At 68.5% G+C, this 17,252-nt stretch carries 19 protein-coding genes; 13 read left to right on the top strand and 6 right to left on the bottom strand.

The window, feature by feature from the left end:
• Positions 1-12: 12 nt before the first annotated feature.
• The 3 genes from F6X53_RS27180 to F6X53_RS27170 all read left to right on the top strand — a co-directional run bounded on the left by F6X53_RS27180 (position 13) and on the right by F6X53_RS27170 (position 1,568).
• Positions 13-171: a CsbD family protein gene (locus tag F6X53_RS27180; RefSeq protein WP_151004265.1), complete on the top strand. Its 159-nt coding sequence runs from the start codon at positions 13-15 to the stop codon at positions 169-171.
• Between the two features lie 76 nt (positions 172-247).
• A complete protein-coding gene (locus F6X53_RS27175; RefSeq protein WP_151004263.1) occupies positions 248-589 on the top strand; it encodes a CsbD family protein in 342 nt (113 codons plus the stop codon).
• Positions 590-653: 64 nt separating this feature from the next.
• Positions 654-1,568: a PhnA-like protein gene (locus tag F6X53_RS27170; RefSeq protein ID WP_151004261.1), complete on the top strand. Its 915-nt coding sequence runs from the start codon at positions 654-656 to the stop codon at positions 1,566-1,568.
• A 151-nt stretch (positions 1,569-1,719) separates the two neighbouring features.
• Here the strand turns inward: F6X53_RS27170 and F6X53_RS27165 are convergent, their stop codons facing one another.
• The 3 genes from F6X53_RS27165 to F6X53_RS27155 all read right to left on the bottom strand — a co-directional run bounded on the left by F6X53_RS27165 (position 1,720) and on the right by F6X53_RS27155 (position 2,787).
• On the bottom strand, positions 1,720-1,974 hold the full coding sequence (locus F6X53_RS27165) for a DUF6894 family protein (RefSeq protein ID WP_151004259.1): 255 nt from the start codon (positions 1,972-1,974) through the stop codon (positions 1,720-1,722).
• 231 nt (positions 1,975-2,205) lie between these two features.
• Complete coding sequence (locus tag F6X53_RS27160) at positions 2,206-2,454, bottom strand: hypothetical protein (protein ID WP_244965627.1); 249 nt, start codon at positions 2,452-2,454, stop codon at positions 2,206-2,208.
• A 153-nt stretch (positions 2,455-2,607) separates the two neighbouring features.
• Entirely contained in the window at positions 2,608-2,787 is a 180-nt protein-coding gene (locus F6X53_RS27155) for a hypothetical protein (protein WP_244965626.1), read from the bottom strand.
• 321 nt (positions 2,788-3,108) lie between these two features.
• Between F6X53_RS27155 and F6X53_RS27150 the strand changes: the two genes are divergently transcribed.
• Positions 3,109-3,351 (top strand): hypothetical protein, encoded by a 243-nt coding sequence (locus F6X53_RS27150; RefSeq protein WP_151004257.1) that lies wholly within the window; start codon positions 3,109-3,111, stop codon positions 3,349-3,351.
• 19 nt (positions 3,352-3,370) lie between these two features.
• Here F6X53_RS27150 and F6X53_RS27145 read toward each other — a convergent pair whose 3' ends face one another.
• Positions 3,371-3,808, bottom strand: coding sequence for a hypothetical protein (locus tag F6X53_RS27145; protein ID WP_151004256.1), 438 nt, complete (start codon positions 3,806-3,808; stop codon positions 3,371-3,373).
• A 428-nt stretch (positions 3,809-4,236) separates the two neighbouring features.
• Here F6X53_RS27145 and F6X53_RS27140 point away from each other — a divergent pair, with 428 nt between their 5' ends.
• From F6X53_RS27140 to F6X53_RS27125, 4 genes are all read left to right on the top strand, one after another.
• Positions 4,237-5,100: a transglutaminase family protein gene (locus F6X53_RS27140; RefSeq protein ID WP_151004254.1), complete on the top strand. Its 864-nt coding sequence runs from the start codon at positions 4,237-4,239 to the stop codon at positions 5,098-5,100.
• 108 nt (positions 5,101-5,208) lie between these two features.
• Positions 5,209-5,628 carry a CopG family transcriptional regulator gene (locus tag F6X53_RS27135; RefSeq protein ID WP_151004252.1) on the top strand — a complete coding sequence of 140 codons (420 nt, stop codon included), beginning with the start codon at positions 5,209-5,211 and terminating at the stop codon, positions 5,626-5,628.
• A gap of 73 nt (positions 5,629-5,701) precedes the next feature.
• Entirely contained in the window at positions 5,702-6,934 is a 1,233-nt protein-coding gene (locus tag F6X53_RS27130; protein WP_151004250.1) for an extracellular catalytic domain type 1 short-chain-length polyhydroxyalkanoate depolymerase, read from the top strand.
• A 141-nt stretch (positions 6,935-7,075) separates the two neighbouring features.
• Positions 7,076-8,389, top strand: coding sequence for a leucine-rich repeat-containing protein kinase family protein (locus tag F6X53_RS27125; RefSeq protein ID WP_151004248.1), 1,314 nt, complete (start codon positions 7,076-7,078; stop codon positions 8,387-8,389).
• Positions 8,390-8,765: 376 nt separating this feature from the next.
• On the opposite strand, the gene frc is transcribed toward F6X53_RS27125, so the two are convergent.
• A complete protein-coding gene (gene frc, locus F6X53_RS27120) occupies positions 8,766-10,016 on the bottom strand; it encodes a formyl-CoA transferase (protein ID WP_151004246.1) in 1,251 nt (416 codons plus the stop codon).
• A 66-nt stretch (positions 10,017-10,082) separates the two neighbouring features.
• A complete protein-coding gene (locus F6X53_RS27115; protein WP_151004245.1) occupies positions 10,083-10,586 on the bottom strand; it encodes a PAS domain-containing protein in 504 nt (167 codons plus the stop codon).
• 534 nt (positions 10,587-11,120) lie between these two features.
• Between F6X53_RS27115 and F6X53_RS27110 the strand changes: the two genes are divergently transcribed.
• The 5 genes from F6X53_RS27110 (at position 11,121) to oxc (ending at position 16,842) form a co-directional block, all read left to right on the top strand.
• Positions 11,121-11,564 carry an OsmC family protein gene (locus tag F6X53_RS27110; protein ID WP_151004243.1) on the top strand — a complete coding sequence of 148 codons (444 nt, stop codon included), beginning with the start codon at positions 11,121-11,123 and terminating at the stop codon, positions 11,562-11,564.
• Between the two features lie 83 nt (positions 11,565-11,647).
• Entirely contained in the window at positions 11,648-12,022 is a 375-nt protein-coding gene (locus F6X53_RS27105; RefSeq protein ID WP_151004241.1) for a Cif family virulence factor, read from the top strand.
• Between the two features lie 105 nt (positions 12,023-12,127).
• On the top strand, positions 12,128-12,814 hold the full coding sequence (locus tag F6X53_RS27100) for an alpha/beta hydrolase (protein ID WP_151004239.1): 687 nt from the start codon (positions 12,128-12,130) through the stop codon (positions 12,812-12,814).
• Positions 12,815-13,378: 564 nt separating this feature from the next.
• Positions 13,379-14,695, top strand: a complete 1,317-nt coding sequence (oxlT, locus tag F6X53_RS27095) for an oxalate/formate MFS antiporter (RefSeq protein ID WP_151004237.1) — start codon at positions 13,379-13,381, stop codon at positions 14,693-14,695.
• 383 nt (positions 14,696-15,078) lie between these two features.
• Positions 15,079-16,842: an oxalyl-CoA decarboxylase gene (oxc, locus tag F6X53_RS27090; protein WP_151004235.1), complete on the top strand. Its 1,764-nt coding sequence runs from the start codon at positions 15,079-15,081 to the stop codon at positions 16,840-16,842.
• Positions 16,843-17,252: the final 410 nt, after the last annotated feature.

Here is a 17,252-nt window from a genome sequence, read left to right as displayed (position 1 = left end):
GTTGAGGCGCCCATGAGCCGGAACGAGGAGAAGCGCTCCGCCGCCGAGCTCAAGGGCTCGGTCAAGGAGGCCATCGGCAAGCTGACCGGTGATCCCCGCATCGAGACCGAGGGCAGGGCGGAGAAGCACCGGGCGAAGCCCGTGCGCAGCGCCCCCTCGCCGAAGACCTGAGGGCAAGGCCCGCAGGAGCCTCGGCGCACCAGGAATGTTGCGTCGGCAACAGACACGTTCAGTGAAGGAGACGAAGATGGTCGACATCGATCGCGTGACGGGAGCCGCCCGGGAACTCGGCGGCAAGGTGCAGAGTGCGGTGGGCGACCTCGTCGGATCGCACGGCGATTCCGTCGAGGGCCGCCTCCGCGAGGCGCAGGGACGGGGCGAGAACCTCTACGGCCAGGCCAAGGATGCGGTCCGGCATGTCGCCGACGACGTCTCGGATTACGCCGAGGATGCCTTCGAGACCGGCGGGAACGCCCTGCGCCAAGGGAGCCGTGCCGTGCGCGGCCAGGTCGAGGAGAGCCCGCTGGCCGCGCTGCTGATCGCCGGCGTGCTCGGCTACGGCCTCGCCCTCCTGATCCATCGCCGCTGATCGCCGGGCGCCTGCCCGCGAACGATCATCCATCGCAATGCCTGACACGACCCGGAGTCCACGCGTGGCCACATCCTCCAGCATCCCGCAGGCGCCCCTCGCGCCGACGGCCGACACCCGCACCCTGCTGCATCAGGTCTCCTGGGGAGCGATCTTCGCCGGCGCCGTGACGGCGCTCGTGACGCAGCTCATCCTCAACATGGTCGGGGTCGGCGTCGGGCTCGCCAGCGTCGGCACGCATGCGGCCGACAACCCGGCCGCCTCCACCCTCTCGCTCGGCGCCGGCTTGTGGTGGGTGGTCTCCGGCATCCTGGCCTCCCTGGCCGGCGGCTATCTGGCGGGCCGCCTCTCCGGCCGGGCCGCCGGCGCCACGGCCGGCTATCACGGCCTCGTCTCCTGGGCGGTGACCACCCTTGTGATCCTGTATCTGCTGACCTCTGCGGTCGGCGGCATCGTGGGCGGCGCCTTCAGCACCGTCACGAGCGCGCTCGGCGGGGCGGGCTCGGCGATCGGCGGGACCGTCCAGACGGCGGCCCAGGCGGCCGCGCCCGCCCTGGCCAAGGTCTCGAACCCCCACGACGGAATCGAGCGCCAGGTGCGTGAGCAGGCGAGCGGCCAGGATCCGCAGGCTCTGCGCGATTCCGCCGCCGCCGCCGTCCGGGCGCTCCTGTCCGGCGATCCGGCCCAGAAGCAGCAGGCCGAGTCGCGGGCCGCGGACGCGCTCGCCAAGGCGCAGGGCGTGCCCGTCGAGCAGGCCCGCCAGCAGATCCAGGACTACACGAAGCAGTACGAGCAGGCGGTCGCCACGGCCAAGCAGAAGGCCGAGGCCGCCGCGATCGCGACGAAGAGCGCGGCGACGCAGGCCGCCTTCTACGCGGCGATCGCCCTGATCCTCGGCGCCCTCGCGGCCTTCCTGGGCGGCCGCATGGGCGCGGTCGATCCGGTCGCGGCGGGCAGCCTCGCGGCCCGCCGGGCCTGATCGATCCCGGCAACGACACCCCGGCCGTGACCGGCCGGGGATCAATGATCCGAGGCGGAACGACGCGCCCTGGCCGTCGATTCGGCGGCAAGGCGCGCACCGGAGCGAACATCGCGTCCGGTGATCCGGCCCGTCATGGCCGGGCACGGCCCTAGCGCGGCAAAGGATGGGCCGACGCGCCGTCCTCGATGACGCAGGTCAGGGAGATCTTCAGGATCCGCCGCCCCGCGGGATCGCGGACGCTGACCGCCACGGAGCGGTTCCGGCCCTCGCTCAGATGCCGGCTGGCGCAATCCTGCGCAACGCGCACTGCGTAATTGCGGGCAAGGTGAAGGTTGATCAGTTCGACGCCCTGGTCATCCTGCACGACGCCATCGTCATCGACATCGAAGAAATACCTGGACATCACTCTCTGGGGGCGCGCTTTGCGTCATGCGTAGCCGTTCCGGCCGCGCGATTTGGCGCAATTTCCTCGCGGAAGCTTTTGCATCAAATAATTAAACGTATCAATTAGTGAAATTATACCAGTAGTCTGGGCGCGTCGGGCGCCCGCATGATGGCGGGCAAACCGATGCGCTTCCGCCCGACACGCGCCGGGCGCGCATCGACCGGTCCGCACCCGGCTTGCTGGCGCCGATCAGGTCTTCGGCTGGGCCGGCTTGCGCTTTTTCCGCGCCGGCGCCTCGGCGGCGCGCTGACGCTCGGTCTCGGCGTCGGCGGCCTGCTTGGCCAGCCGCAAGGCCTTGAGGCGGATCGTCTTCTCGTCACGGGCCTGCACGACCGCGTCATGGGCGATCCAGGCTTCCGCGCTCTCCTGGGCCCAGCGCTTCTGGCGCTCGGCCAGGGGCTCGGGCTTATCGGGAGCGTGCTCGATGAAGTCGGACAAGGTGATCTCCTCCGGTGGGCCGAACCCGCGCCGACCGAAGGGCGGTCCGGCCACGTCGCGGCGGCCTTTGCGGCGTCGTACACCCTGATATGGGGATCGGGACCCGCACTTCTCAGGCCTCCGCCGCGAAGACGCGTCTGTTTGCGGGGCGGATCAGCCGCCGGCCTGCTCCTCGTCATCCACGAGTTTCGTGAACTGACGCGCCAGCGCCTCGATCTGCCGGGAGGTCGCCACCACCCGGACCACGCGGCCATCATCCGATTCGATGACGAGTTCATAGCCGCCCGAAACCTCGATCGTCAGCACGCGGACCAGCTTCTTCGGTTCAGTCATGGGCAACCGTCGGGTGAGGGAAGGAGGGGTCAGGATGGCGGCGTTCTCGGGTCTCCGGCAGCCTGCCTGTCGCTCAGGCCCCGTCGCGGAGAACCCGCCCTCGCTCGAACGCTCCGGCTGCGAGGCGACCGATCGGATCACCGCAGTGTCTCTCCGCGCATCGACCTTACCGCGCCCTCGCGCGGATCGTCCATTCGAAAGCATTCCCGCAGCGGGCTTCGAGGCGGGGGACATCGCCGGGTGGACCCGGCCCCTTCCGGCACAGCCCGGACGGACGGCCGAAATTGCGGTATCCTCCGGGCCTCGAGGAGGATCTCGGCCATGGACGTGGTGCTGACCCCGATCGGGTCCGAGGGCTTGGCGTGGAGCCTGAAGGACCGGCTCGGCCGGCCGCTCGGCAAGGTCCAGAGTTCCGGCCCCTCCGGAACCTTCGAGATCATGCCGGAGGACGGCAGCCGGCTGGACGGCGTCGTGCGCCTTCACGCCTCCCTCGATGCCACCATGGCGGCCATCGAGCGTTACATGGGCGGCGCCTGCCAGGTCGACAGCCAGGACTGGGATTAGGACCGGCTCGGCGCGCCGCTCAAGGGGCGGGTTCCGGAATCGTCTCCGATCGCGCTGCAGTCACGCGCTCCGAGGCCGAACCGATCACCCTATCGGTGGAGGGGGCGCGCCCGATGTCGAACCACACGCTCTCCAGAACCAACGCGCGCCAATCCGAGTGGACCGGGTCCATCTGGACGATGTGCATGATGGCCTCGTCGAGGGCATCGAGCCCGCCCGTGGCGTGGATGGATTCGCCGAGGCCCTGCAATTGCATCCAGTAGGCCGTCGCGGCGGCGTTCCCGAGGCGCCCGCCGAAATCCGGGCCGGGCTGGGCGCATCCGGGCTCGGGCCACGTGGTGAGAACCCCACCCTCACACACGGCGCTGAAGGTCACGCGGCCTTCCCGGCACGTCGCGATGATGTGCAGCAGAACGTCCGTTGCGGCCTCCGCCTCACTAATCTGGTGTGCCGGCACGTTTGTCTCCCAGGCGCACCCATGAATGCCGACCTGAATCAGGGATTGTTTTGCCTGTGCCCACGAGGACAGGCTTGCACGCTTGCGCGCATGGCGGTGAAGGCCCGCATGGCGGATCAACGCCCGAGGCGTGGCAATGGTGCCAAGCTGATCAGGGTTTTCAGGGTGCGGCGCATTGCGCGGGATCGGGGTTCTTCCACGAGAGACGTGTAACGCGATCCTGCTGATCGTGAACGGATCTGGATTTGCGCGTTGTCTATTCGTGATGCCCGCGAAGGAGAATTTGCGCGTTGGTCGAGGCGTGTTGCCCTGGCGTCTCCTGATGATTCCGGACGGCCATGCGGGCGTCGCTTCGTGCATCGCTTTGCCGGATGATCCACCTTGCGGAATCGCCGAGCACGCCGGATGGTTCTCGGGAGGAATGCCCTTTGATCAATCTACGGATCCATCACCGGACCCTGTATCGCTATCGCTGGCCGGTCAGCCTCGGCACCCACAGGCTGCTTCTCAGGCCCCGCGAGAGCCGCGAGGTGCGCCTCGTGTCGAGCAGCCTCAGCTTGACACCCGATGCGTCGGTGAGCTGGGCCAACGACGTTGCCGGCAACGCGCTGGCCACCGCCACCTTCGTGGCACCCGCCGACAATCTCGTGATCGACGCCGTGGCCGAGGTCGCGCTGTCCGCCCAGGTCTACCCGGTCTTCGACATCGCGGCCTGCGCGCAATCCTATCCCTTCCGCTACACCGACGATGCCTGGACCGATCTCGGTGCCCTGACGGTCCAGCAATATCCCGATGACGGCCGCCTGCGGGCCTGGGCGCAGGGCTTCGTCGCCGGCAACCCGACCAACACCCTCGCGCTCCTCCAGGATCTCAATGCCGGTGTCGCCCAGGCGGCCGCGTATCAGGCGCGGGAAGACGAGGGGACGCAGCCTCCGAACGAGACCCTGTGGCGTGCGCAGGGCTCCTGCCGCGATCTCGCGACCCTGTTCGTCGAGGCCGTTCGCAGCCTCGGCTTCGGGGCGCGCATCGTCTCGGGATACCTTCACGACCCGACGCGCACCCTCGTGGGATCCGCCGATTCCGGGTCCACCCATGCCTGGGCGGAGGTCTACCTGCCGGGCGCGGGCTGGATCACCTTCGATCCGACCAATCGCAGCATGGGCGGCGCGAACCTGATCCCGGTCGCCGTCGCCCGCGATATCCGCCAGGCCATGCCGGTGGTCGGCAGCTATCTCGGTTCCGCCGACGCATTCGCCAGCATGAGCGTGACCGTGAGCGTCACCGCGCAATAATCCGGGAGGCGTCGGGCTCCGATAATTCTGACGCCCCGCCCCTTGCGGCCTTGCTGGCGCTCGCCATCTCTAGACCATCCAACCGGATGGCGTAGAGAGGGTGAATAGATGGCGGGCAACGTTCAGGAGCTTCGGCCGAGGATGCCGGACAGCGAGAAGGTCACGGTCAATCTGGGCTTCGTCGATCTCGGCCGCGTCGATCTGATGGTGCGAGACGGGTTCTATGCCAACCGGGCCGACTTCATCCGCACCGCGGTGCGCAACCAGCTCGAACGGCAGGAGGAGGCGGTCCGCCAATCGGTGGCGCGACGCCAGCTTAGCCTCGGCCTGTCGCATTACAGCCGCCGCGATCTCGAGGCGGCGCGCGACGCGGGCCTGCCGCTGCACATTCAGGTTCTCGGCCTCGCCAGCATCGCCGAAGACGTCACGCCGGACCTCGCCCGCGCGGCCATCGCCTCGATCCAGGTCCTCGGCGCCTTCCACGCGAGTCCGGCCGTGAAGGCCGCCCTCGCCGACCGGATCGCCTGACGCCCACCGAACGCCCATCCCCCAACCGCGCATCGGCGCTCCCGCCCGGCCCCGCCGGAGCGAAGGAAGGATCATGACCATGCACAAGACGATCGATATGAGCGAGGTCACCCGGCTCACCCGGGCCGGCAAGCTCGCCGAGGCCATGGCGCTGCTCCAGGGCCGCAAGGCGCCGGACGTCCCGCCGGACGCCGCGCCGGGCCATTCGGACCGCGCGCCGCGCGGTGCCGCATCCTGGCCGACCCTCGACATGGTGCCCCCTTCGGCCGCCGGCGGGGCCTGGACGGCGCCGGGCGACGCGCAGAAGGCCGGCAAGGCCCCGGGCTTCCCCGATCTCGCCGAGACGATGCGGGCGTTCCGCGACCGCCTCGCCGGGCCGGGCGCGCTCGCGGGCCTCGGTGAGGGGCTCGGCTCCGGCCGGCAGGCGCCGCCGCCCGTGCCGGAAGGGGCGCGCTTCGAGGAGCGGACCTTCGCGAACGAGGCGGGCGCCCGGACCTACAAGGTGTTCATCCCGAGCGGCTATGTCGGCCAGGCGCTGCCGCTCGTGGTGATGCTGCACGGCTGCACCCAGAACCCGGACGATTTCGCCGCCGGCACGGGGATGAACGCGGTCGCCGAGGAGCAGACCTTCCTGGTCGCCTATCCGCGCCAGCCCCAATCGGCCAACATGCAGAAGTGCTGGAACTGGTTCAACGCCGGCGACCAGCAGCGGGAGGGCGGCGAGCCCGCGCTGATCGCCGGCATCACCCGCGCGGTGATGGCGGAGTTCTCGGCCGATCCGGCCCGCATCTACGTGGCCGGTCTCTCTGCGGGCGGCGCGGCCGCTGCCATCATGGGGGCGACCTACCCGGACCTGTTCGCCGCGATCGGCGTGCATTCGGGCCTCGCCTGCGGCGCCGCCCGGGACATGCCCTCGGCCTTCGCCGCCATGAACGGCGGCGGCGCGGTCTGGCCGCGCGGGGCGGGGGAGGCGGTGCCCACCATCGTGTTCCACGGGGATGGCGACCGGACCGTCAACCCGGTCAATGGCGACCAGGTCATCGCGCAGGCAACGCCCCGCGACGGCCTCGTCAGGACGGTGACGCGCGGCGAGACGCCCGGCGGGATGGCCTATACCCGCACGGTCCAGGCCGACGCGGCCGGCCGCGAGGTGCTGGAGCAGTGGCTGCTGCACGGGGCCGGCCATGCCTGGTCGGGCGGCAGCACGGCCGGCACCTACACCGACCCGCGCGGCCCCGATGCGAGCCGTGAGATGATGCGCTTCTTCAGGACCCATGCGCGCGCGCAGGCCGCGACCCGGCATTGAGCCGGCCGGAGGGGCCCCATCCGGTGCCCCTCCGGTGGACGTCCGCCGGCCGCCGCGCTTCTCGGGCCCCGCGCGACCTGCGAGAGCTGGGGCGTCCCGAAGCGTCGGGGCGAGGGCGCGCCACGGTGCGGGGATCCGACGATGCAGGACACAGTGCAGGCGCTGCGGCGCGGAGATCTCGCGGGTGCGCGCAGCCTGCGCCTCACGGGTGCGCTCGCGGCGTTGCCGCGCGAGGTCTTCGGTCTTTCCGACACCCTGGAGATGCTCGACCTCAGTGGCAGCGGCCTCAGCGCGCTTCCCGACGACATGGGGCGGCTGCGCAAGCTCAGGATCCTGTTCTGCTCCGGGACCCGCTTCGCCCGGCTGCCGCCCTGCCTCGGGGATTGCCCGGCCCTGAGCCAGATCGGCTTCCGGGGAAGCGGATTGCGCGAGGTTCCGGCCGAATCCCTGCCGAACGCCCTGCGCTGGCTGACGCTGACGGACAACCGGATCGAGGCGCTTCCCGAGGCGCTGGGCGCGCGGCCTCAGCTCCAGAAGCTGATGCTGGCGGGCAACCGCCTGCGGGCGCTGCCGGCCTCCCTCGCGGGCGCGCCGAACCTGGAACTCCTGCGCCTGTCCGCCAACCGGTTCGAGGACCTTCCGGCCTGGCTGGCGGAATTGCCCTCCCTCGCCTGGATCGCCTGGGGCGGAAACCCGCTCGCGGGCGCGGCGCGGGCTCCGGCGCGGGCCCCCGAAGTCGCCTGGTCTCACCTCGAGCCCGGCGCCCTGCTGGGGGAGGGCGCTTCGGGGCGCGTGCATCGCGCGCTCTGGCGGAAGGGAGGCACGGGCGCGGGGCAAGCCGTCGCCCTCAAGCTGTTCAAGGGCAGCCTGACCAGCGACGGCCTGCCCGAGCACGAGATGGCGGCCTGCTTGGCGGCCGGCCGCCATCCGCACCTCACCGGCGCCCTCGGCCGGGTCACCGGACATCCGGAGGGGGTCGACGGGCTCCTGATGCCGCTCCTGCCGCCGGGTTGGCGACCGCTCGCCGGGCCGCCGAGCCTCGCAAGCTGCAGCCGCGACGTCTACGACCCTGACCTGCGTCTGGACCCGCGCGCCGCGCTCCGCATCGCGCGCGCCGTCGCGGAGGCCGCCGCGCATCTCCATGCGGGCGGGATCCTGCACGGCGACCTCTACGCCCACAACATCCTCTGGGACGGCGTTGCGGGCGAGGCGGTGCTCAGCGATTTCGGCGCCGCGTCGGGGTTGCCTGCCGGCGTGGCGGGCACTGCCCTGGAGCGGATCGAGGTGCGGGCCTGGGGCCTGCTCCTGGGCGAACTCCTCGATCGCTGCGCGCGGGAGCCCGAGGCGGCGACCGCCCTGCGGGCGCTGGAGCGCGCCTGCTGTCAGGCCGACCCGCGAGCGCGCCCGCGCATGGCCGAGATCCGCGCGCAGGTCGGCGCAGGATCGACGGGCTGAGGGCTCCCGGAACGGACATGCCCGTCGCGCGGTGCGCTGCCCATTCGCCGGGCAGGCACAGTGTCACGGCGACAGGGGCAGGAATCCCACCTTGAGCGCGGACGCCGCGAGGGCGGCGATCCCGTGAGGCGGGGCGACATCCAGCGCGGGCGTGGCCGCCTGTCGGGGCGCTCGCGGCCTGTTTCAGCCTGCCCCTCTGCGCCGCCTGCCGATGGATGGTGCGTTTGAAGCGCGCCGGCAGGTCGCCCTGGCTCGGCAATCTCCAGCAGGTCGGCCGCGCGGACGGGCCCGGCCTCGAAGCGGGGCCGAGAAACGCGCGAGGGCGGCGCACCTCTCGGCGCGCCGCCCTCGCAGGGTCATTCGGGTGGGGACGGTCTCAGACCGCCCGCTCCTGGTGCAGGCGCTCGATCTGCTGCTCGGTGTAGCCGAGGCCGCGCAGCACCTCGTCGGTGTGCTCGCCGAGGAGCGGCGAGGCCTTCACGTCGACCTTGAGGTCCGAGAACTTGATCGGCGAGCCGACCGTCAGGTACGAGCCGAGCTTCGGGTGCGGAACCTCGACCACGGTGCCGCTGGCGCGCAGCGAGGGATCGGCCGCGATCTCCTTCATCGACAGGACCGGCGAGCACGGGATGTCGAACTTGCGCAGGATGTCGACCGCCTCGAACTTGGTCTTGTCGGCGAGCCAGCCTTCGATCGTGTTGAAGATGTCGAAGATCTTGTCCTGGCGGGCACGGGCCGTGTTGTAGGCCGGATCCTCGATCCACTCCTCCTTGCCGAGCGCCTTGCAGATCGGCGCCCAGGCATGGCCCTGGATCGTGAAGTAGATGTAGGCGTTCGGATCGGTCTCCCAGCCCTTGCACTTCAGCACCCAGCCCGGCTGGCCGCCGCCACCGGCGTTGCCGCCGCGCGGCACGACGTCGGAGAACTCGCCGTGCGGATACTGGGGATATTCCTCGAGGTAGCCGAGGGCATCGAGCCGCTGCTGGTCGCGCAGCTTGACGCGGCAGAGGTTGAGCACCGAATCCTGCATCGAGACGGCGACCTTCTGGCCCTTGCCGGTCTTGTTCTTGTGGTGGAGCGCCGTGAGGATGCCGATGGCGAGGTGCATGCCGGTGTTGGAATCACCCAGCGCCGCGGCGCTGACGGTGGGCGGGCCATCCCAGAAGCCCGTGGTCGAGGCGGCGCCGCCGGCGCATTGCGCCACGTTCTCGTAGACCTTCAGGTCCTCGTAATGGTGGCCGTCGGAGAAGCCCTTGACCGAGGCGAGGATCATGCCCGGGTTGAGCTCCTGGATGCGGGCCCAGGAGAAGCCCATGCGATCGAGGGCGCCGGGGCCGAAATTCTCGACCATCACGTCGGATTCGCGGATCAGCTTCTCGAGGACTTCCTTGCCCTGCGCCGTCTTGGTGTCCAGCGTCAGCGAACGCTTGTTGCTGTTCAGCATCGTGAAGTACAGGGCGTCCGCGTCCTCCACGTGGCGGAGCTGGGTCCGCGTCACGTCGCCGGCGCCGGGGCGCTCCACCTTGATCACGTCGGCGCCGAACCAAGCCAGCAGCTGCGTGCAGGCGGGGCCCGCCTGGACGTGGGTGAAGTCGATGATCTTGATGCCTTCGAGCGGCTGGCTCATCTGGGTGTTCTCCCTTTGGATCGTTTGGATTGCGGTTCGTTCGACGTGACTTCCGGAGCGAGATCGTCAGCGCATCGGTGCGCCCGGAAAGTCGGTGCCGCGTTCAACTGGGCTGCGCGCCGTGCGCGCATGGCAGCTCAACGAGGCGAACTGGGATTCGAGTTCGTTCAAGCGCCGGCGTGACTGTCGCTCGTCATTCCAGCGCTTGGTGTCGTCGCGGATCACGGCCGCGATTCCGGTGACTTTGCTGTCGGCGTCGAAGAGGAGGCCGACGGTGAATGCGATCGACAGGGGCCGACCATCCTTGTGCAGGGCGGGAACCCGAAGCACCTCGGTGCCGTAGCGGGTCTCGCCGGTGCGCATCGTCTTGGCGTAGCCGTCCCAATGACGCTGACGTTGCCGTTCAGGCGTGATGAGATCGAGCGACTGACCGAGGGCCTCAGCCTCCGAGTAACCGAAGATGCGTTCCGCGGCCGGATTCCACAGAATGATCGATCCTTCGACATCCGATACGACAATCGCATCACCGATTGAAGCAACGAGGTTATCAAGATCGACGATCTGCGACATGGTATTGCCATCACGCACGAAACTCGACGTTTTAACAAGTCGATGCTGAGATATTGTCTTAAAAAATACTAGCGTGTGACGATGAATTTCAGGCAGATATGTAACTTGGCGTGATGAGAAAGCTGAGTTGTGTCAGGTAGTCTCACGACCTCCATCTCCTCCTCTCGTCGAAGGGCTCAGCCTTTCGACCGCGGCGCGTCGTTTTCACGATCTTTTTGTATCGGTGTGTGGCATGTGGTATGCCAACAGGGGTGGTGCTGTCAAGGGAGCGACCGGGAATGGACCGACCCGCCGCCGCCGACGCGGCCAAGTTGGGCGCCGACGCGGCGAAGCCAGCCGCCGGATGGGAGGCGGTCATGCCCCTGCCGTCCGGCTTGGCAGGTCGGGCCGCGGTGCCCTAGATGGGCCGCATCGCGGCGGAGCCGGGCAGCGCTCCACGCCCGCGACGGGCCTGATCCCGGGCCATCCAGGGACGCCAATTCCATCGAGAGCAGGTCGCGGCGCTTCCCGCAGCGCGCGCATCAGGAGAGCCACATGGCGTCGAGCCCGAGCATCACGATCAGGCAGGTTCACGATTACCAGTTCATGGTGGATTTCGGTGCGCTGCACCCGGACCTGCTCGTCGACGAGGCTGTGCCGATCGGGCAGGGGGAGGGACCGTTCCCGGAGCAGTTGCTCATCGCGGGCGTGGCGAATTGCCTGTGCGCGAGCTTCGTCTTCGCGCTCGGCAAGTTCAAGCAGGACGCCCGGGGCGTGGTGGCGGAGGCTCGTTGTGCGGTCGAGCGCAACGCCGAGGGGCGGCTCAGGATCAGCGCGATCGACGTGGCGATCACCATCGGCGCAGAGGTCGCCGCCCTCGACCGGATGGACAAGGTGCTCGCCCAGTTCGAGCGCTTCTGCACGGTCTCCGAGAGCGTGAAGACCGGCATCCCGGTCGCCGTCTCGGTCCGGGACAGCCGGGGCGAACGCCTGAAATAGCATCCGGCGCGTTGGAAATATCGACGCTCGGCGGCGGACATGGCCCCGAGGGGCCGAGCGCGAATGATCAGGAGGAGACATCGATGGACGGAACCGACCTCAAGGCCGCGCGGGAGCCCGAAGACCTCGCCCGCCTCTTCAACGAGCGGGCGAATGCGGGGGATGTGGACGGGCTGGTGGCCCTGTACGAGCCGGGCGCCGTCGTGGCGGTGGGCGAGGTCGTCGCGACCGGTCAGGCCGAGATCCGGGCGTTCTACGCCGACCTGCTCGCGCGCCGCTCGACCTTTCCGGCCGTGGACGCGCCGCCCGCGCTGCGCAACGGCCCCGTCGCCCTCACCTTCGCCCGGCTTCCGAACGGCAACGTCTCGGTCGAGGCGGCCCGCCAGCAGGCCGACGGCACCTGGTTGTGGTTCATCGACCAGCTGAAGCTGAAGCCGCTGGCCCCGAGCAAGGCTTGAGCGGCGCCTTGCGGCGCCCCGCCTGGGCGGAGAACGGGAGGCAGGCGTGCTGAAGACCACGGATGTTGATGCGTGCGCGATCCGCGCAGCAATGAGGCTTGCGGCATGATCGATCCCTATCTGGCGGGCCGGCTCGGCTTCGCGCATCGCCTGCCGACCGAGGCGCCGCTACCCCCGGGGCGTCAACCGATGGGGCTCTTCGAGGAGCGCGATGCCATCCTGTACGTGCCCGAAGGCGTCGATCCGCGCCGCCCCACACCCCTCGCGGTCCTGTTCCACGGCGGCGGCGGCAGTGCCGCGAAGATCCTGCCCATGCTGGAATCGCATGCGAGCGCCCGGGGCTTCCTGCTCCTCGCGCCGCAATCGCTGTTTCCGACCTGGGACATCGTCATCGCGGGCCATGGGCCGGACCGGCAGCGGCTCGACCTCGCCCTGGCGGCGGTCTCGACGCGCTTCCTCCTGGATCCCGCCCACCTGGCCTTCGCGGGCCATTCCGACGGCGGCAGCTACGCGCTCTCGACCGGGCTCGCCAACGGCCATGTCGTCACGCACTTGATCGTCTCATCGGCGGGCTTCCTGTCCGTCCACAGCCAGGAGGGCGCCCCGAGGATCTTCATGTCCCATGGCACGCAGGACGAGCAGATCCCTGTGGGCCGCAGCGGCCGCGTGCATTCCGCCGGCTTGCGCGAGGCGGGCTACGACGTGACCTATGTCGAGTATGACGGACCCCACGCCTATCAGCCGCCGGTCATCGCCAAGGCGGTCGACTTCTTCCTCGACGCGCGCGAGTGACCGTACGCTCGCGGTGCCGATCCGCGGCTCTCGGCCGGGCATCGTGATTTTTCGTGCCGGCTCATGGTGACAGGCGCGCGTTTGACACCGCCGCGCTCGACCGGGGTCTCCCTTCGTAAACTCCGGACATCGCTCCGGAAAAAACGGCAGGTGACGAAACTTGGTCGTCGCCCCGGCGTCGGCTCGGGCCCCGTCGCGTGTCCGGAAGCGTACGCTTCAGGGTGACGGAAGGGGAAGTATGTTGCAACGCAAAATCGAATCTTGCGGCTTGCACACTTGACGCGCGTCCCGGCGAGGCAGAAGCTGGTATACAATATACGAGTCAAGGCATGCTGCGTGATCGCGACGAATTCCAGCGCATCGCACGGTTTGTGAGGCTTTAAGAACTGTCGCGCTTCTGAGCGACACGTTCGTTTCATTCGGAAGGCGGCATGGCACCATGCTTCAGCCTTCTCGGATCACTGATGGGGCGGGAGACATACTTCGCTGCTCCGAACCTTCAGATGAGTTTCTAGGCTCCCAATCCACTGCGATGCCCCGACAGAGGGCAATTGGAGGAAACCGATGGGTACGACCGACGTGACGCCGATCAAACCGGTCAGCGATGGCTATCGATGGACGCAGCTGATCATCGGCGTCATCTGCATGGTGATGATCGCCAACCTGCAATACGGATGGACATTCTTCGTCCCGGAAATTCAGAAGAAGTTCGGCTTTGATCGCGCCGCGATCCAGTGGGCCTTCACGCTCTTCGTGCTCTTCGAGACCTGGCTCGTGCCCGTCGAGGGCTGGTTCGTCGACAAGTACGGCCCGAAGGTCGTGGTCCTGTTCGGCGGCATTCTCTGTGCCATCGGCTGGGTGATCAACGCCTATGCCGAGACGCTGAACATGTTCTATCTCGGGCAGGTCATCGCCGGTCTCGGCGCCGGCGCCGTCTACGGCACCTGCGTGGGCAGCGCCCTGAAGTGGTTCCCGGACAAGCGCGGTCTGGCCGCCGGCATCACCGCCGCGGGCTTCGGGGCCGGCTCGGCACTCACGGTCGCGCCGATCCAGTGGGCGATCGCCGATGCGGGCTTCCAGGCCGCCTTCCTGTATTTCGGCCTCGGCCAGGGCATCATCGTCGCCCTGCTGGCCTTCTTCCTGGCCGCGCCCAAGAAGGGCCAGGTCCCGGAGGTCGTCGCCAACGCCAACATCATCCAGACCCGCCGCAACTACACCCCTGGCGAGGTCGCCCGGCAGCCGATCTTCTGGCTGATGTACTTCATGTTCGTCATCGTCGGCGCCGGCGGCCTGATGATCACCGCGAACCTGAAGCCGATCGCGGCCGATATCGGCGTCGACAAGGTGCCGGTGACCATCCTGGGCGTCACCATGGTGGCGATCACCTTCGCGGCGACGATCGACCGCGTGCTCAACGGACTGACGCGGCCGTTCTTCGGCTGGGTCTCGGACAAGATCGGCCGTGAGAACACGATGTTCATCGCCTTCGCGATGGAAGGGTTCGGCATCTACATGCTCTACCTCTGGGGCCATGACCCGCTGTGGTTCGTGCTGCTCTCGGGCTTCGTGTTCTTCGCCTGGGGCGAGATCTACTCCCTCTTCCCCTCGACCTGCACGGACACGTTCGGTTCGAAGTTCGCGGCCACCAATGCCGGACTGCTCTACACGGCCAAGGGAACGGCAGCGCTCCTCGTCCCCGTCGCCAACTACCTGCAGCAGAGCTCGGGCAACTGGAACGGCGTCTTCCTGGCCGCCGCCGGCGCCAACATCCTGGCGTCGATCCTCGCCATCGCGGTGCTGAAGCCCTGGCGCAAGCGGGTTGTGGCCAACAGCCAGCGCGACGCTGCCGCCGCGCCCGTCTCCCGCGTCGCGGTGGCCTGACGGCCTCCACCGACCCGGGTTACATTCTACCGAGAGGGGGCACGGACTTCAGGTCCGTGCCCCTTTTTTCATGCGGTCCGGGATGTAGGATCGGCCCTGACACGAGGCGCGGAGATGCAACGCCGCGGGAGGCGTGGCCGCAGATCCGGTTTGACATCTGGTATTTGGCATGCCAGTTTTGAATCGTGTTGTCGCGTTGGCTTCGAGGCCCGCGGCATCGTTCGAGGAACGCCCGCAGAGGCTGTCCTCACGCAGGATCAGGACGCCGGCGTCACCTTGTCCGGTCACACCACCGGCATGCGCATCATCGGGTTTGGCCGTCCGAACAGGCCGCTGAGCCTCACAATGAAAAATCTTCGGCAAAACATCCGGGAGGAAGCAGAATGTCCGCACTGGCACAGATCATCGATACGCAGACGGCCGACGTGAACATGGCCGAAGCCGACACCCAGCGGGAGCTGACCGATGGCTTCCACCTCGTCATCGATGCCCTCAAGCTCAACGACATCAACACGATCTACGGCGTGCCCGGCATCCCGATCACGGATCTCGGCCGCCTCGCCCAGGCCGAGGGCATGCGCGTCATCTCCTTCCGCCACGAGCAACATGCCGGCAACGCGGCCGCCATCGCGGGCTTCCTGACCAAGAAGCCCGGCATCTGCCTCACCGTGTCGGCGCCCGGCTTCCTCAACGGCCTGACGGCGCTCGCGAACGCCACCACCAACTGCTTCCCGATGATCCTGATCTCGGGTTCCTCCGAGCGCGAGATCGTCGACCTGCAGCAGGGCGATTACGAGGAGATGGACCAGCTCGCCATCGCCAAGCCGCTCTGCAAGGCGGCCTTCCGCGTTCTGCACGCGGCCGATATCGGCATCGCCGTGGCGCGCGCGATCCGCGCCGCCGTGTCCGGCCGTCCGGGCGGCGTCTATCTCGACCTGCCGGCCAAGCTGTTCTCGCAGGTCATGGACGCCCAGGCGGGCGCCAACTCCCTCGTCAAGGTCATCGATCCGGCGCCCGCCCAGATCCCGGCCCCGGCCGCGGTCAAGCGCGCCCTCGAAGTCCTGAAGAGCGCCAAGCGTCCCCTGATCATCCTCGGCAAGGGCGCGGCCTACGCGCAGGCCGACGATGCGGTCCGGGCCCTCGTCGAGCAATCCGGCATCCCCTACGTGCCGATGAGCATGGCAAAGGGCCTCCTGCCCGACACGCATCCGCAATCGGCGGGTGCTGCCCGCTCGCTGGTGCTCAAGGATGCCGACGTCGTGCTTCTCGTCGGCGCCCGCCTCAACTGGCTGCTGTCGCATGGCAAGGGCAAGACCTGGGGCGCGCCCGGATCGAAGAAGTTCATCCAGATCGACATTGAGCCGAAGGAGATGGACTCGAACGTCGAGATCGTCGCGCCGCTCGTCGGCGATATCGGCTCCTGCATCACCGCGCTCCTCGACGGCATGGACGGCAAGTGGCCGACCCCGCCGGCCGAGTGGACCGACACCATCAAGGCGCGCAAGGAGGCGAACCTCGCCAAGATGGCGCCCAAGCTCATGAGCAATGCCTCGCCCATGAACTTCCACGGTGCCCTCGGGGCGCTTCGGACCGTCATCAAGGAGCGGCCGGACGCGATCCTGGTCAACGAGGGCGCCAACACCCTCGATCTCGCCCGCGGCATCATCGACATGTACCAGCCGCGCAAGCGCCTCGATGTCGGAACCTGGGGCATCATGGGGATCGGCATGGGCTTCGCCGTCGCGGCCGCAGTCGAGACCGGCAAGCCCGTCCTCGCGGTCGAGGGCGACAGCGCCTTCGGCTTCTCCGGCATGGAGGTCGAGACGATCTGCCGTTACAACCTGCCGGTCTGTATCGTGGTCTTCAACAACAACGGCATCTATCGCGGCACCGACGTGAATTCCTCGGGCGGTGCCGACGTCGCGCCGACCGTCTTCGTGAAGGACTCGCGCTACGACAAGATGATGGAAGCCTTCGGGGGCGTCGGCGTCCACGTCACCACGCCGGACGAGCTGAGCCGCGCCGTGAACGAGGCCATGGATTCCGGCAGGCCGACCCTGATCAACGCCGTGATCGACCCGGAAGCCGGCAGCGAGAGCGGCAATATCGGCAGCCTCAACCCGCAGAGCTCGATCCGCAAGAAGTGAAGAGAGCCGCCTCGGCGACCCGGACGGCGGCGCGCCGCCGTCCGGAACCGAAGGAGACCTCCAGCGCTGCCGAGCCCCCCGGGCTCGGCAGTCTTTCGGTGTCCGGGAGCGCCATCGGAGCGCCGGGACGGATCCGAGGCTCGCTCTGTCGCGATATAGGATTTTTTGCTTATTGAAGCGTGGCCGTGCGCGAGAGACGCACGCGCGCATTCCCGCTATAGGCCCGGTCGTCACGAGGCCGCCCGGCCCGCTATCCCGAGCGGGATCGGGCGCAGGCGTCGCCATCATGATCTCGTCGCACCCGTGCCGGCAGCGGCCAGGGATGAAACGCCAGGGATTGGAGTGCCATGAACATACACGAATATCAGGCGAAGGCGGTTTTGCGGGAGTTTGGTCTTCCGGTGTCTCGG

It is taken from the genome of Methylobacterium soli (assembly GCF_008806385.1).
Classification (GTDB): Bacteria; Pseudomonadota; Alphaproteobacteria; order Rhizobiales; family Beijerinckiaceae; genus Methylobacterium; species Methylobacterium soli.
Note: the sequence above shows the minus strand (reverse complement) of the source record. Positions and strands in the feature narration are given on the sequence as shown.